14 protein-coding genes are annotated in these 15,108 nt (G+C 29.9%); 12 read left to right on the top strand and 2 right to left on the bottom strand.

Going from position 1 to position 15,108, the window contains the following annotated elements; all coding sequences use genetic code 11:
* From L21TH_RS11890 to L21TH_RS11920, 7 genes are all read left to right on the top strand, one after another.
* Positions 1-304 (top strand): hypothetical protein (locus L21TH_RS11890; RefSeq protein WP_034430089.1); only part of this gene is annotated, 304 nt, incomplete at its 5' end.
* Between the two features lie 113 nt (positions 305-417).
* On the top strand, positions 418-3,222 hold the full coding sequence (locus tag L21TH_RS13880) for a S8 family peptidase (RefSeq protein WP_006316864.1): 2,805 nt from the start codon (positions 418-420) through the stop codon (positions 3,220-3,222).
* A gap of 256 nt (positions 3,223-3,478) precedes the next feature.
* Positions 3,479-4,642: a sensor histidine kinase gene (locus L21TH_RS11900; RefSeq protein ID WP_034430091.1), complete on the top strand. Its 1,164-nt coding sequence runs from the start codon at positions 3,479-3,481 to the stop codon at positions 4,640-4,642.
* A 3-nt stretch (positions 4,643-4,645) separates the two neighbouring features.
* A complete protein-coding gene (locus L21TH_RS11905) occupies positions 4,646-5,299 on the top strand; it encodes a response regulator transcription factor (RefSeq protein WP_006316867.1) in 654 nt (217 codons plus the stop codon).
* A 139-nt stretch (positions 5,300-5,438) separates the two neighbouring features.
* Positions 5,439-6,134: a YeeE/YedE thiosulfate transporter family protein gene (locus L21TH_RS11910; protein WP_006316868.1), complete on the top strand. Its 696-nt coding sequence runs from the start codon at positions 5,439-5,441 to the stop codon at positions 6,132-6,134.
* A gap of 17 nt (positions 6,135-6,151) precedes the next feature.
* Positions 6,152-6,379 carry a sulfurtransferase TusA family protein gene (locus tag L21TH_RS11915; protein ID WP_006316870.1) on the top strand — a complete coding sequence of 76 codons (228 nt, stop codon included), beginning with the start codon at positions 6,152-6,154 and terminating at the stop codon, positions 6,377-6,379.
* Positions 6,349-6,906, top strand: a complete 558-nt coding sequence (locus tag L21TH_RS11920) for a YeeE/YedE thiosulfate transporter family protein (RefSeq protein ID WP_081627979.1) — start codon at positions 6,349-6,351, stop codon at positions 6,904-6,906. The genes L21TH_RS11915 and L21TH_RS11920 overlap by 31 nt, the downstream gene beginning before the upstream one ends.
* 33 nt (positions 6,907-6,939) lie before the next feature.
* On the opposite strand, the gene L21TH_RS11925 is transcribed toward L21TH_RS11920, so the two are convergent.
* Positions 6,940-7,830 (bottom strand): LysR family transcriptional regulator, encoded by an 891-nt coding sequence (locus L21TH_RS11925; RefSeq protein WP_006316872.1) that lies wholly within the window; start codon positions 7,828-7,830, stop codon positions 6,940-6,942.
* 314 nt (positions 7,831-8,144) lie between these two features.
* On the opposite strand from L21TH_RS11925, the gene L21TH_RS11930 reads away from it, so the two are divergent.
* The 5 genes from L21TH_RS11930 to L21TH_RS11950 all read left to right on the top strand — a co-directional run bounded on the left by L21TH_RS11930 (position 8,145) and on the right by L21TH_RS11950 (position 14,386).
* Entirely contained in the window at positions 8,145-9,170 is a 1,026-nt protein-coding gene (locus L21TH_RS11930) for a hypothetical protein (RefSeq protein ID WP_006316874.1), read from the top strand.
* Positions 9,171-10,106 carry an ABC transporter ATP-binding protein gene (locus L21TH_RS11935; protein ID WP_006316876.1) on the top strand — a complete coding sequence of 312 codons (936 nt, stop codon included), beginning with the start codon at positions 9,171-9,173 and terminating at the stop codon, positions 10,104-10,106.
* A gap of 11 nt (positions 10,107-10,117) precedes the next feature.
* Positions 10,118-11,500: an ABC transporter permease gene (locus L21TH_RS11940; RefSeq protein WP_006316878.1), complete on the top strand. Its 1,383-nt coding sequence runs from the start codon at positions 10,118-10,120 to the stop codon at positions 11,498-11,500.
* On the top strand, positions 11,457-12,629 hold the full coding sequence (locus L21TH_RS11945) for an ABC transporter permease (protein ID WP_006316882.1): 1,173 nt from the start codon (positions 11,457-11,459) through the stop codon (positions 12,627-12,629). The genes L21TH_RS11940 and L21TH_RS11945 overlap by 44 nt, the downstream gene beginning before the upstream one ends.
* A 104-nt stretch (positions 12,630-12,733) precedes the next feature.
* On the top strand, positions 12,734-14,386 hold the full coding sequence (locus L21TH_RS11950) for a hypothetical protein (protein WP_006316886.1): 1,653 nt from the start codon (positions 12,734-12,736) through the stop codon (positions 14,384-14,386).
* Positions 14,387-14,424: 38 nt separating this feature from the next.
* Here the strand turns inward: L21TH_RS11950 and L21TH_RS11955 are convergent, their stop codons facing one another.
* Positions 14,425-15,003 carry a hypothetical protein gene (locus L21TH_RS11955; protein WP_006316891.1) on the bottom strand — a complete coding sequence of 193 codons (579 nt, stop codon included), beginning with the start codon at positions 15,001-15,003 and terminating at the stop codon, positions 14,425-14,427.
* Between the last annotated feature and the right edge of the window lie 105 nt (positions 15,004-15,108).

Here is a 15,108-nt window from a genome sequence, read left to right on the forward strand (position 1 = left end):
CGAGACAAAGAGTATGAACAAAAGGCTAGAAGTAGTAGAGAACGAGACAAAGAGTATGAATAAAAGATTAGAAGTAGTAGAGACGGATACTAAAGGTATAAAAGAAGAACATGGTGTATTACTAAGAAGCATAGAAGAAAAGCTCCAAATACAATCTAAAGCAATAGAGAAAATAGAGTTTATTGAAGGGGATATAAAGGTAATTAAAAAGGACATAGATAAGATAAAAAAAGACATTAGCATATTAGAGCAGATAACTGCCAAAAACTGGACTGAAATAAATGAATTGAAAGCTGTTAAATAAAGAGAAACGTGAACTTATGTTCGCGTTTTCTTAATATATACAATAAAATACCAAAGAGGAAAAATAAAAAACTTGTCGAATTATAAAGTAGACAATATATTTAGGAGGTAAACATGAAATTGCAATATAAAAGGTTAATTACTATTATACTTAGCTTTATTTTAATATTTGTTCAAATCCTTATATTATTGCCATCAAATGAAGTATATGCACAAAGTAACCATAACTCAAATATCATACCAGGGAAGTTAATCGTAAAGTATAAAAGTACAAATGAAAACAGTAAATTATCACAATCAAGTGCCAATCTTATACAAGAGATTAATATATCTTACAACAAAGATATCCTTCAAGTAATTGAAGAATTAGAAAATAGCTCTAATATTGAATATGTTGAACCAGTGTTTATAAGAAACATAATTGATTCATACAGTGAAGATGTAGACTCACAAAAAACAGTTATTAAGTCAGTTTATGAAATAAACGACCCTGAATATATAAATGGATATCAATGGGGATTATATGCTACAAATATTCAAGATGCATGGGAAAATGTAAGTATAGAAGATAGAAATGATATAACTATAGCTGTGATAGACACTGGAGTCGATTTAGATCATCCAGATTTAAAGAACAGTATTGTTGAAGGATATGACTTCGTAGATGGTGATACAGTAGCAGATGATGAACATGGTCATGGAACCCATGTAGCAGGTATAGCATCGGCTATGGTAGACAATGGATTAGGTATAGCTGGAGTTGCTGGTGGAGTCAATATAATGCCTATAAGAGTTATAGGACCATATGGAGCAACTTCGAAGGATATAGGGGATGCAATAATATGGGCTGCAGATAATGGAGCAGATGTTATCAATATGAGTTTAGGTGGAGCAGAATTTAGTCAATACGAGTACCAGGCTGTGCAATATGCTATATCCAAAGGAGTAGTTGTAGTAGCAGCTACAGGTAATGAAAGTAATCATTGGATACATGGTGAAAAAGGGGACATAGATTTTGATAATGATTCAGTAAGATATACAGCACCAGTGGGTTATCCTGCTGCTTATGAAGGAGTTGTAGGAGTAGGAGCAGTGGACTGGTATCAAGATACAGATTTTATAATTGCAGACTTTTCTAATATCGGTGAAGAAGTCGATGTAGTTGCACCTGGTGTGGATATTTTAAGTACATATCCAGATGAAAGATATTTATACATGAGCGGTACGTCAATGGCAACACCTTTTGTGTCAGGGTACGTGGCTTTAATTTTAGCAGGTAACAATAATCTAACAGTTGAACAAGTTACTGATATATTAGCTGAATCCAGTATTGATTTAGGTGATGAAGGTAATGATGAATATTTTGGATATGGATTAGTAGATGGAGAAAGGATATTTAATACTCCTATATTAGATATAGAAGCTGTTAATGAAGAAGTGGAGCTACCAAATGGAGTGGAAATCAATTTATATACAAAGGATAATCATGGAACTATTTTAGAAGAGGTTTATGGACAAGCTGAATTATATGTTGAAAGGTATGATGATAATAATATATGGTTTACTGAGGAAAATATATCAGGGACAGTTGTAGATATTGTCTATGGTGAAGGAAACACAGTAATAACCATAGATGAGTTTGGTCAGTATCGTATATATGCAGAGGATTTAGATAATAATTGGGTAAAATCAGACTATATAAACGTTAATATAGTCGAAGCTCCTGTAGTAGATGATGAAGATACATCAGGTGATGACAGTCCCGTTGGCGGATTTACAGGAGGCAGTCCATCAGGTGGTGGAATAGTTGAAGAACCATCAGAGGAAGAGGATATTGTAGAGGTTGAAGATAAAAATATACAAGTTAAAATAGACGAAGAAAATATGGTAGTAGAGGCTGTGGCTAAACAGGATGTAAAACTGATTGAAGTAAATATTCCATCTAACATACTTGAAAAATCAAAGACTAATAATAAACCTATAATAATAAAAACTGATGATGTAAATTTTAAGGTTAATCCAAAAACAGTAGATATAAACGATGGAGAAGAACTAAAATTTAAGATATCTTCATTAGGTAATGAGGAGACTAATAGCTTTATTGAGAATAAGCCTGAAGCTATAAATGTTTCAAATGTATATGACTTTGAGTTATATGTAGGAGATAACAAAGTTGAAAATTTCAATAGCTCAATTACTGTTACAATTAAATATGATAAAAACAAAGTTTCAGACAAAAACAAATTAGGGGTATATTATTACAATGAACAAACAGAGGAATGGGAGTATGTTGGTGGTAAAGTAAATGATGATAGAACTATTACCTTTGAGACAGACCACTTTTCTAAATATGTTGTAATGGAATATAACAAGACATTTGATGATATAGAGGGCCACTGGGCTAAATATGATATAGAGGTTATGGCAGCTAAACATATTGCTAAAGGAAATGATAATGCCAAATTTGCTCCAGATAATAACATAACAAGGGCAGAATTTGCAGCATTACTTGTAAGAGCATTAAGAATAAAGGAAATAGATGAAAGTAGCTTTACAGATGTAAATAGTGATGCATGGTATAAGGAAGGTATCGATAAGGCATATAAAGCAAAGATAGTAAATGGTGTTGGAGATGGCGTATTTAACCCTGATGGTAATATCACAAGAGAAGAAATGGCATCTATGATTATGAGAGCATATTCATATACTACAACTACAAACCTTGATGATATAGTTACAACAGCAGAAGTTAAATTCAAGGATGAAGGTACGGTATCAAGCTGGGCTAGAAGAAATGTTAGACTAGTAGATACATTCAAGATAATGGAAGGGGACCCAGAAGGTACATTTAGACCAAAGGATAATGCAACTAGAGCAGAAGCAATAGTTGTTATTAAAAGGTTATTAGAAATACTGTAAGTTCAAATTATAACTATATAAGTAAGAATTAAGGTAAAAACTGGAACAGGATTTATTTCTGTTCCAGTTTTTTTTATAGAGGAAAATAGGATACATTTGTAGAAAATGTTAATAAGTTAGAGTATTAGAGAATAGAGGAATAGATAATAGAGGATTAGAGGATACATCCGTCGATAACCTAGAGTTTATTATTTTATTGTATAATTTAGAATTTAAAATTCAAAATTTAAAATTCATTTTTCAAGGTGTGAATAAAATGAATAAGAAAAAAATAGCTTTATTTACCTTAATAAAAATATTGTTGTCTATCATAATTTTCTACGGTGCTATAAACTTTGAAGATGCCCACCAAGATAGACTATATATGCTTATGGCTATCATAGGAATATATATTGTAGTAAGTATTATCAGAGCGTTTATAATAAAAAAAGACTTATTTTATATGCTTTCCTTTATAATTGATGTTATTTTAGTATACTACCTAGAATACAATTCAAAATATCTGATAAATTACTTTTTTCATACTTATTACATAATCATATTAGTGGAATCTTCGGTGTATTTAAATAGAAAAAGGAGTCTAATAATAGGAATATTAACAGTGATAGCTTCACTGATAAAATATTTTTACTTAATATATTATAAAGCGAATTATGCTACTATATCAGAGATGGCCTTTTTCACTTTACTAAATATATTTGTTTTAGTTGTAATAAATTTTGCCCAATACTTTAGAGAGCAGAAGTTAAAAAAAGACTTATTATACGATGAGCTTTTAGATACCCATAAGAAGCTAAAAGAATACGCACAAAAAATTGAAGAACTTACAATATTAGAAGAGCGAAATAGAATTGCTAGGGATATACACGATACATTAGGTCATATGATGACAGGAATCATAATGGAGCTAGAGATGGCTAGTCATATTATTGATAAAGATACCGGAAAAGCTAAAAAGTTACTTAAAGCCTCTAAAACTTCAGCTAGAGAAGGATTAAGTAAGATAAGGCAGGTTGTAGAAACATTAAAACCAGATAAGCAAATATCAAAGGGGATAGATTCAATAAAAGAATTAATAGACGAATTTTCACAAAAGACAGGAGTAGATATAGATTTAAATATAATAGGTAGTATTAAAAAATTAACTCCAACAGTAAGTGTAACACTTTATAGGGTAGTTCAAGAGTCCTTGACTAATGCAGTTAGACATGGTAAAGCCACAAAGATTATTGTAAATATAAGCTTAACTAAAGAAAAGATAGAATTTCAGATTAAAGACAATGGAATTGGTGATAAAGACATAAAGCTAGGATTTGGGCTTAAAGGAATGACAGAAAGGGTAAGGGCATTACATGGAGAAATCGAGTTTAAAGTAGGGGATGGTTTTATAGTTAGGGGGTATATTCCGGGGGAGGTGTAAAAAATGATTAAGGTATTAATAGTAGATGACCAAGATATATTAAAGGAAGGCTTAAAAATGATACTTAGTAGTGAAGGTGACATAGAAATATGTGGATTAGCTTCAAACGGTGAGGATGCCTATAATATTTGTAAGTGGAACTTACCTGATGTGGTACTTATGGACATTAAGATGCCTAAAGTCAACGGTGTAGAGGCTACTAAAAGAATAAAAAAAGATTTTCCAAAGATTAAAATTATAGTGCTTACAACATTTAACGATGATGAGTACATATACGATGCCCTAAAATATGGAGCTTCGGGATATTTACTAAAGGATGCTACTCCGGAAAGAATAGCAGAGGCCATAAGAGAAGTGTATAATGGTGGAGCCCTTATACAGCCTAATGTTGCAGCAAAAGTGGTAGATAGATTTTATGAGATGGCCAACAATAACAATGGTAAGAGTATAGATAAAAGGGTAGATAAGTTAACCAAAAGGGAAAAGGATATTTGTAGATTTTTAGGAGAAGGGAAAAACAATAAAGAAATAGCTAAAGAATTATTTTTAAGTGAAGGTACAATAAAAAATCATATAACTAATATATTAAATAAGCTAGAGCTTAGGGATAGAACCCAGTTAGCAATATTTTCAGTAAAAAATGGATTAAGTGAATAGCAATATTCCAGTTCACACTAAAAAAAGCTATAAAGATTTATACCTTTATTAAATACAGTTATAATGTATATTATAGATATAAATATTGAGATATAGTATAATTAAAAGAAAATGACTATTTGATTTAGGAGTGTGATATATGTCTTCTAGCAAGATAGAAGAGTTAAAAAAGAGAAGAGAGAAGGAACAAAGTGAGAAAAAGAGTCAAATACTTTATGGTATTATTTTGGTAATATTAACCATTATGATATATATTCTATTTTTGTTTTTTGATTTTGAAAAAAGTAAGTTTTGGATAATTGGATTAGCTATTGGTGTTGTTTTACAAAGAAGTAGATTTTGCTTTACAGCAGGATTTAGAGACCCTATCCTTGTAGGTAATACTTCAATTATGAAGGCAATAATAATAGGTTTAATTATAGCTACTGTGGGATTTGGAATCATTCAGTATATAGAAATTGGGAATAGTCAAGTATTAAACATAGATAAAATTCCAGGACAAATTTATCCAGTAGGACTTCATACTGCTATGGGTGCATTAATATTCGGGATAGGTATGGTTATAGCAGGTGGATGCGGAAGTGGCACTTTGATGCGTATAGGAGAAGGTTTTAAATTGCAAATAGTTGTTCTAATAGGTTTAATAATAGGTACTGTATTAGGTGCTAAGCATTATGAATTTTGGGACAAGGCTATAATTTCAAAGACTCAAGTGGTCTATATACCCGAATATACAGGGTTACCTTTAGCAATAATATCACAAGTAATTATATTAATAATACTGTATATATTTGCAGATTGGTATGATAAAAAGAATAATATAATGTCGATGTAGTTTAGGAGGATAGCACTATGGGAGAAAAAAAGATAGATTGCATGGATGAAATCTGTCCAATGCCTTTATTAAGGACTATTAAAGAAATTAAGAAGATAGATGTGGGAGAAGTTTTAATTATAGAAACTAATCACAATTGTTCAATTATAAATATAACTGAATGGGCAGAAAAACAAGGTTATAATTCAGATTATATGGAAATTAGTGAAGGAAAATGGGAGATATATATAGAAAAGACAAAGTAGGTGATAAGTTGAAAATCATAAATAAGTTATTTAAAAAGCCATGGCCATATTGGGTAGGTGGCATTTTATTAGGAATATTGAATGTGATTCTTTTAGCTACTACAGGATTAGCATGGAAATTATCAACCGGTTTTTCATACTGGGGTGGGTATATACTACAAAAACTTGGTATTGATGTGTTTGAGTGGAATTATTATCAAGTTTATAAACAAAACCTAAAGCCAGGAGAAACCCTTATTAATAATTACTATACAGTTATGATAATAGCAATAGTTTTGGGCTCATTGATATCTACTTTGTTTGCTTCTGAATTTAGAATAAAGAAGATAAAGAATAAAAAGCAGCTAATATTTGGTCTTTTAGGTGGCATCCTTATGGGATACGGTACTAGATTAAGTCTTGGATGTAATATTGGAGCATTTTTTAGCGCTATTCCATCATTTTCATTACACAGTTGGGTATTTGGAATATTCATGTTCCTAGGAGTATGGCTTGGAAGTAAAATTTTAATAAAATATATTTTATAACAATAGGGCTGGATAACCAGCCCTATACATATTTTAACAAAATCCTCTTTTACTAGATTTTATAAAACTTATAAAGTCCTTTTCATAAACACTTAATTCATGGTCTTTTCTATATGCTATATAATAGCTACATGCTATACTATTGCCTTCAATATCGATTTTTGTTAAAGCCCCATCTTTTAATTCTTTTTTTATAGTAAGCTCAGGTATAAATGAAACCCCTTTACCAGCTAGAACTGAAGATTTTATAGCTTCCATAGAGTTTAATTCATATATAATGTTCAAATCATCAATATCCATATCATATTGATTTAAGAAATTAATAACAGCTTTTCTTGTTTCAGAGCCTTCCTCTCTAAAAATAATGGGTAGCTTACGTAGTTCATCAGTTGTAATATTAGTTTTCATAAGGGGTAATGATGTGACTAATAAAATTCTGTCAGAAGCTATTTTTTCAGTTACTATTTTTTTATTATCTACATTCCCTTGAATTATACCGATATTAACTGTTCTATCTAATAAATTTTCTACTACTTGACTACTATTAGAAATTTCTACGTTTATATCAACATCTTTATTATCGTGCTTATAGATATATATACTACAAGGCAAAGCATATTCTCCTACTATTTTACAAGAACCAATATGCAAATATTTTTTATCAGTTTTTAAGTTTTCAAGGTCTCTTTCTATATTTTCTTGTAGAGAAAGAATTGTATTAGCATAGTCAAATACTACCCTACCAGCTTCAGTAAGTTCAACTCCCTTATTACTTCTATTGAGAAGATTTACTTGCAGTTCCTTTTCTAAAGATTGAATTTGCATACTTAAACCGGGTTGAGTAAGGTGTAAAAGTTTAGCTGCTTTTGATATACTATTTGCTTTTACAGTTACATAAAAAGCTTTTAAATATTGTAAGTTCATACTATCACCTTTTCTATTAGACCTATATTAAATATTATACCATATATTTAGGCGATAAAACATTTTTTGGTTTTACAGAAATAAAATAAGATAACCATTATCAATTGTATTTCCAGTACCCAGCACCAAAGATTTTTTTGAATTTTTCCTAAGAGCTGAGACCAGAGTAACAGCTACTAACTAACAAATCGACAAAGTCGAATTTGTTTTATGCCAAAAGTCATGGTCACAAAAGGATAAAGTGAATATAGTTACAAGAAAAAGCTATCAAGATTTAATACAATAAAATTAAGAAAAGAAGAGGAGGAAAAAAGATGAAAAAAATAGTTGTATTTATTTTAACCACTTTTATGGTTGTATCACTAATTGGATGCGGCAAAGAAGACCTACAAACCTATAAAGAGGCAGTCAAAAAGACTGATGAAATAACTAAAGGGAAGACAATGTTTGAGATTAAGCTTGATAATGAATTTAACACAGAGGGATTATCACAGGAAAAAATTAAAAAACTGAACTACTTTAAGACAGTAGAGACAGAAAACCATATTACATTTGATTGGACACAGGATAAGATGATTGTGAGAAATTATTACAACTTTGGTGGTATGGGATTTGATACTACAATTTATGTAAATGGTGAAGATGTATATATGAAAATGCCAATAGTAGAAAAATATATCAGCATGAGTGATATGACTGGAGAAAAAGCTGATATTGATAATAAAGAAAAACAACCTGATATTATGAATCAATTTTATGAAAAAGTATTAAAATCAATAAAAAGTAAATGGACTGAAATTTTAAATAAAGAAGATGTAGTATCAGGAGAAAAGACAATTCTAGATACAGAAGACGGCAGGGTTAAGGCTACTCACTTTACTATAGACTTAACAGGTGAGCAGATAAAAACATTGTTAAATGAATCATTAGATATAGTTTCAGAAAATAAGGACTTGATTAAGGAGTATATAAAAATCACTAATGCCAGTGAAGAAAATAAGCAGGATATAGACCTCGAAGAAGTATTAGCTGAGCTAAAACAAAAGGTTAATCAAATCGAAATAAAGGAATTTAATTATAATGCATATATAGACATAGACGGATATATTGTACAAGAAAATATTGAGTTTAAAATTAGATTTAATGACGTTAAACCAGGAGAAACAGAGGAAATAACCTTTAATATGAATACAGAAAATTGGAGTATAGAAAAGGAGCAAGAATTTAACTTTCCTAAATTAACAGAAGAAGACATATTGAGTAATGAAAACATAGAACAGGGTATACCTTTTATATTTGAAGACATATTTAATTCTAACAGTGAGAAGGGGGATAATTAAATGACCTTATTAGAAATAAACAATATAAAAAAGAAATTTAAGAATATAGAAGCAGTTAAGGGAATTAGCTTTGAAGTAGAAAAAGGAGAGGTATTTGGATTATTAGGACCTAATGGAGCTGGTAAATCTACCACAATATCAATGATATCTACTTTAATAAAACCTACAGAGGGAGATATTTATTATAAAGAAGAGAGTATACTAAAAAATCCTAAGGCTATACAACAAGAACTAGGGGTAGTACCTCAGGAAATTGCATTATATCCTACATTGTCGGGATATGAAAATCTAAAAATTTGGGGACACGCCTATGGTTTAAGAGGCAAAGAACTAAAAAATAGGGTAGATGAAGTTGCCGACATAATAGGATTAAAGGATAGATTAAAGGAAAGGATTGAAAAATATTCTGGAGGTATGAAAAGAAGAATAAATATTGGAGCAGCTCTACTTCATAAGCCTGAAATTCTCATAATGGATGAACCTACAGTGGGGATAGACCCTCAATCTAGAAATCACATATTAGAAACAGTACTTCAATTAAACAAAGAGGGAATGACTGTTATATATACTAGTCACTATATGGAAGAAGTTGAAGCTATTTGCTCAAGAATTAGTATTATGGATAAAGGAGAAATTATAGCATCAGGAACTAAAGATGAACTGATAGATATTATAAAAGGGCAAAAGAGGGTAAATATAAGGTTTGATAAAGTAACAGATAATCTGGTTCAGAGGTTAAAAGAGATAGATTATGTTGAAAAAGTTGATGTACTAGAAGAAGAGCTAATTTTAGTCACACGAAATGGAGAAGAATTGTTTAAAGATGTGATTAATAAAGTCAATGAAACAGATAGTAGTATATTATCTATAGATATAAAGAAACCAAATTTAGAAGCTGTGTTTTTACATCTGACAGGTAGAGCCCTTAGGGATTAGGAGGTGAAAGGATGAGAGTATTAGACTTGATAATTAAGGATTTGAAAATATGGTTATCAGATAAGAAAGCGATAGGAATAACTATATTGATGCCTATAATATTAACAACTATATTAGGTGGAGCTCTAGGTAGTAGTTTTGCCAAGGAAGGAAGTAGAAATAAAGTTGACATAGCTATAGTAAGGAAATATGATGCTGAAGAGGAAACAGAAAAGTTTGTTAAAACCCTAAGCAATAATACAATGATTAATATGGACGAAAAGAGTATTTCAGAAGTTAAGAATTCCCTAGGGGATATGAATATAGATAAAATTTTTAACGACCAAATGCTTGAATCAGACGAAATACAAAAGATTATTAACTATAGATTTATGGAAGAAGATGAAGCTTTAAAGGCTGTAGAGAATAAAGAGGTGGCAGCAGTAGTTATATTACCAAAAGGGTTTGTATATGACATGTATATAAACTTTCTAACTCCTTTTAGAAATAAAGTAAATATAGATGTTATAGGGCATCCAGACATGAATATTTCAACACAGATAGTTAATGGGATAATGACAGGCTTTTCTGATGGTGTATCATCAATAGTCATAGGAAAAAATGTATTTATCGAGACAGCTATTGCAAATGGAATGGGAGCTAATGTGTTTGAAAATATGGAAGAGATAACAGAAGGGTTAACAGATATCTTAGAACAGTCAGCAGTAAATATAAATTATAGAAAGGTAAAAGGTCAAAAGCCTATGACAGGTTTTCAGTATTATGCAGTAGCTATAACTGCTATGTTTATATTATTTACAGCAGGTGAAAGTTCAAAGACACTTTTAGAAGAAAAGGAAAATTTGACTTATCAACGAATGGTTATTGCAGGAACTTCAAAGTGGCAAATAGTAACTGGTAAGTTTTTCACTATCTTCGTGTTTTCAATACTTCAAATAGGTGTGATGATACTATTTACAAATAAAGTCCTCGGAGTTAATTGGGGAGACCCATTATTAGTAGGTATAACTACAGCATGTGCAGTATTTGCAGTAGCAGGACTTGGTACTATGTTAGCTGCAATAACATATAGGAATGAGAATTATAAACTAACAGAAGTTTTTCAATCGGTTATTGTACAAATACTCGCATTTTTAGGAGGAAGTTTTTTTCCGTTGGAAAATTTCCCTAAGTTTTTTAACACAATGAGCTATTTCACATTAAATGGATTAGCATTGAAGGCGTATCAAAAAATTATGTTAGGAAATGGAATTGGAAAAATAATTACATCCCTCTTAGGATTGATAGCAATGGGGATTGTTTTTACATTGATAGCTACATTTTTATTAAAAGAGAAAGAGGGGTGGAAATATGTTAAGTATAATAAAGTTAAGGCTTATGAGATTAAAGAATGAATATATAGTATTTGTAATAATGACGGCTATGGCATTATTGTTTGCTTTCCTGTTTTCTTATATAGGTAGTTCAGATTACACACCAAAGATATTATTGGTAGACAATGATGAAAGTGAATATTCTCTATTGTTAATAGAAGAGTTAAAGGAAGATAGTACTTTCAAATATGAGTTAACAAACTATGAAGATGCAATTGAAAATGTAAATAAAGGGAAAGTGAAATCAGCAATAATTATAGATAAAGGATTTGGTGATAAAATAGAGAATGGCGAGGATCCAGGCCTAAGTATAGCTAAGATAAAGGACGATGTAGATGTATATACGTTAGAGAGATTAGTTGCAAGTATTACTGGTAAAATGATAGGAAATATAAAGATAGCTGAAATGACTTCAGAATATGTTAGTGAATATAGCAATAGTTCTAAAAAGGATATATTTAATAACGCATATAAAAAAGCAGTTGAATATTGGAAATATAGAAAACCTATTGAAGTGTCTAAGAATTTTATAAGTGCAGAAAACTTAAATGGTTATAATAATACTCAATATTCAATAATAGGTTTTTCAATATTCTTTTCAATGTATACTGTTGTATTTGCAATCGGTGAAATATTAAACGAGAGAAAATATAGAACATGGCAGAGATTAATAGTATCTCCAATCTCAAAGGCATCTTTATTAGGTGGAAACTTAGTAGTAACTTTTGCTATAGGTCTTATACAGTTAAGCGTGCTGTTTATGGCAGGAAAATATATTTTCGGCATTGAACTAGGAAAAAGCATATTAGGAATAATAACTGTTTCAGCAGGTTTTGTATTTGCAGTAACTAGTTTAGGATTATTCTTATCAGGAATAGTTAAAACCCATTCACAACTAGCTACTTTAAGTCCAGTGGTGTTGACTAGTTTAGGTATGTTAGGTGGATGTATGTGGCCTTTAGAGATTGTAAGTAATAAGATATTATTAACGATTGCGGAAATTACTCCAACGAAATGGGCAGTGCAGGGATTAACTAATATAATTATGTATGGTAAAGGCTTTGAAGCTATCGTTATACCTACTATTGTACTTATAATTATGGGGCTTGTGTTCTTTGGAGCAGGGATTAGGATGGTTAAGTATAATTGATGTAAGATATTAAAAAAACGTAATAATAATTAACATTTAATTAATTTTAAAAATATTCAGAAAAATAGTAAAATATAACAAACGATATAATTGGGGGAGAAAATATGCTTAATAAGAGAAGAGTTTGCTTAAGGACCATTATTGTTATATTTGCTATACTTGTAGGATTTATAGGACTTCATATGTATAATCATTTAAGAATACAAAGCATTAGCTATACAGGAGAATGGGGAAGAGGAGTAGAAATAGGTAGTGCAGGTATAAATCATAATCCTCTTATTGAAGGTTTTGAAGACAATATACTAACTATAACCTTTGATAAGAAGGGTCAGGTTAATTATAGTTTAGTAAAAAGTGATGGCACATTGGTTAAAAATGGAATAGCGCAGATTGATGGATTTAACAAAAACAAAATAAAGGATGTTTATTTAATAAGAAACAACCTTTACTATGTGAAGGATTCTAAACTATATAAAGTTAGTTTTAATGAAAATAGTATGTTTAGTACACCCGAAACTTTAGTAGGTAATATAGAAGGATTCAATTATGAAGTAATTGATGATGTTGTTTATATACAAGCATATAATAAAGATAAAATTCAGTTATATTCTATTGATAATAATAAACTTAAACTTGAAGAAACTTTTAAAAACATATGGAACATAAAAGATATATATTTAAGAGAGCTTAACGGACAAAGATACATGTTTATAGTTAATAAAGTAAATGAATTATCTGATGAAGTCTTAGGGGGAAATTTAATAGACTTTAAAGAGAACAACTTAAAAAAAGTTGATAAATTAGAGTATTTAGTTAATACGTATATAGGTGAAATCGATATAATACCTAATGAAGATAAATTCTTTATGGTTTATCCTGTTATGAAGATTCTGCCAGGAGGACAACGTAGTGTAACAATAGAAGTAAAATCAATGGATGCTAAAAAGTTAAATGTTGTAGATGCTACTTTTATAAGTGATACGAATATAGCTGACTTAAACGACCGAATTGACGTATTATTATACAATGATGGGATAAGACTTTTTGGTTCAGGATTAAATACCGATAACAAATATGCACTTAAAGCAGACATTTTTATGATTGATATAGATAGTTCATGTAATATAAAATCTACTACTTATTTATCAAGTACGGAGCATTACTCTAAAAACCCTACTATTTTAGATAATGATAAGGGCAGTTATTTAGCATGGTTAGAAATTAAAGATTCAGGTTATAGACTAATGCTTAATAGTACTAATGAAGATTTTAAACGTAGTAGCTATACTTATACTCAACAGGATTACAAGAATGCATTTTTAAAAGCTTTAGTTACTCCGTTTTATGCGATAGCTCTTACTGCTATAAAGGGAACAGTTGTATTAATATTTTCTATTTTAGTCTTTATACCTGCAGTGTTTATAATTAAGAAAATGGATATTAAAGACGATAAGAAAAAGTTTTTCATATTCTTAGGAGTCTATATTATATATAATTTATTTACTTTTAAAAATATGTATTATCGAGGAACTGGAGTAGAGTTTATACCTGATATATTAAAGTCAAATTTTATGATTTATATAGTTCCTATAGCTCTAAATATTTTATCGGCAATTGTTTTATTTGCATACTATAGAGATAAGAAGTATTTTAATTATCTTAAGTATTTAGTATTGTTCATAGGAGCAGATATATATTTTATAAACCTATTATATGCACCATTTTCAATGATGAAAATTATTTTAGGTGAATTATAGATAAATGCGAACTAGTTTCGCATTTTGTTTTTGTTCTATTACCTATTCTGTCTGCAATTTTTTAAACACTCTGAACAGCCTCTGATTGAATATGGAAGACATCTATAAAGATGAAATCTGCCATTTTCAAAAGCATTAGCGGGACAAGAATTTATACATTCATTACATTCAATACAATGCTTTGGTGCTTCTTTAGTTTGGTCTTGAATATAGGTATTAAGAGGGGCATTGGTAAATATAGCAGCAAAAAGTAGACTAGAGCCATATTTTTCATTTACTACTAAACCATTTCTTCCCCATTCCCCTAAACCTGCAGATACTGCTAAAGGTCTGAAATCGCCATATACAGATAATACAGTTTTATATTCAGCCCAATATCCTTCTTTTTTTAAGGTTTTAGCAATTATATTTTGTACGTTTTTACTTGTTTTATAAACCTTACTTAATTGTTTAGTTAATGTGATAGGATAGTTAAAAAAACATTTATCAGAAAAAGGAAAACCTAGTATTATTACAGGCTCTACTCTTCTTATTTTTGTATATCCAACAAGAAGAGCACCGCTATTTAATGATTTTTTAGTTATATAATTTTGTAAATCTTTGGTATTTAGAGACATGATTAGCCTCCTTGTATATAATAATATATCGACTATTATGTAGTATTATATTTACTAAGTTTAAATATCCGGTCAAACATATTAAATGTTTGCAAAAAAATTACA

This window comes from Caldisalinibacter kiritimatiensis (assembly GCF_000387765.1).
In the GTDB taxonomy this organism is placed as follows: Bacteria; Bacillota; Clostridia; order Tissierellales; family Caldisalinibacteraceae; genus Caldisalinibacter; species Caldisalinibacter kiritimatiensis.

Bases quoted from the DNA above. Each gene is read 5' to 3' on its own strand.
- L21TH_RS11915 (WP_006316870.1), top strand. From the start codon at position 6,152: ATGGGAGAAAAAAAGATAGATTGCATGGATGAAATCTGTCCAATGCCT.
- L21TH_RS11905 (WP_006316867.1), top strand. From the start codon at position 4,646: ATGATTAAGGTATTAATAGTAGATGACCAAGATATATTAAAGGAAGGC.
- L21TH_RS11930 (WP_006316874.1), top strand. From the start codon at position 8,145: ATGAAAAAAATAGTTGTATTTATTTTAACCACTTTTATGGTTGTATCA.
- L21TH_RS11920 (WP_081627979.1), top strand. From the start codon at position 6,349: ATGGGAGATATATATAGAAAAGACAAAGTAGGTGATAAGTTGAAAATC.
- L21TH_RS11900 (WP_034430091.1), top strand. From the start codon at position 3,479: ATGAATAAGAAAAAAATAGCTTTATTTACCTTAATAAAAATATTGTTG.
- L21TH_RS11945 (WP_006316882.1), top strand. From the start codon at position 11,457: ATGTTAAGTATAATAAAGTTAAGGCTTATGAGATTAAAGAATGAATAT.
- L21TH_RS11935 (WP_006316876.1), top strand. From the start codon at position 9,171: ATGACCTTATTAGAAATAAACAATATAAAAAAGAAATTTAAGAATATA.
- L21TH_RS11925 (WP_006316872.1), bottom strand. From the start codon at position 7,830: ATGAACTTACAATATTTAAAAGCTTTTTATGTAACTGTAAAAGCAAAT.
- L21TH_RS11950 (WP_006316886.1), top strand. From the start codon at position 12,734: ATGCTTAATAAGAGAAGAGTTTGCTTAAGGACCATTATTGTTATATTT.
- L21TH_RS11955 (WP_006316891.1), bottom strand. From the start codon at position 15,003: ATGTCTCTAAATACCAAAGATTTACAAAATTATATAACTAAAAAATCA.
- L21TH_RS11910 (WP_006316868.1), top strand. From the start codon at position 5,439: ATGTCTTCTAGCAAGATAGAAGAGTTAAAAAAGAGAAGAGAGAAGGAA.
- L21TH_RS13880 (WP_006316864.1), top strand. From the start codon at position 418: ATGAAATTGCAATATAAAAGGTTAATTACTATTATACTTAGCTTTATT.
- L21TH_RS11940 (WP_006316878.1), top strand. From the start codon at position 10,118: ATGAGAGTATTAGACTTGATAATTAAGGATTTGAAAATATGGTTATCA.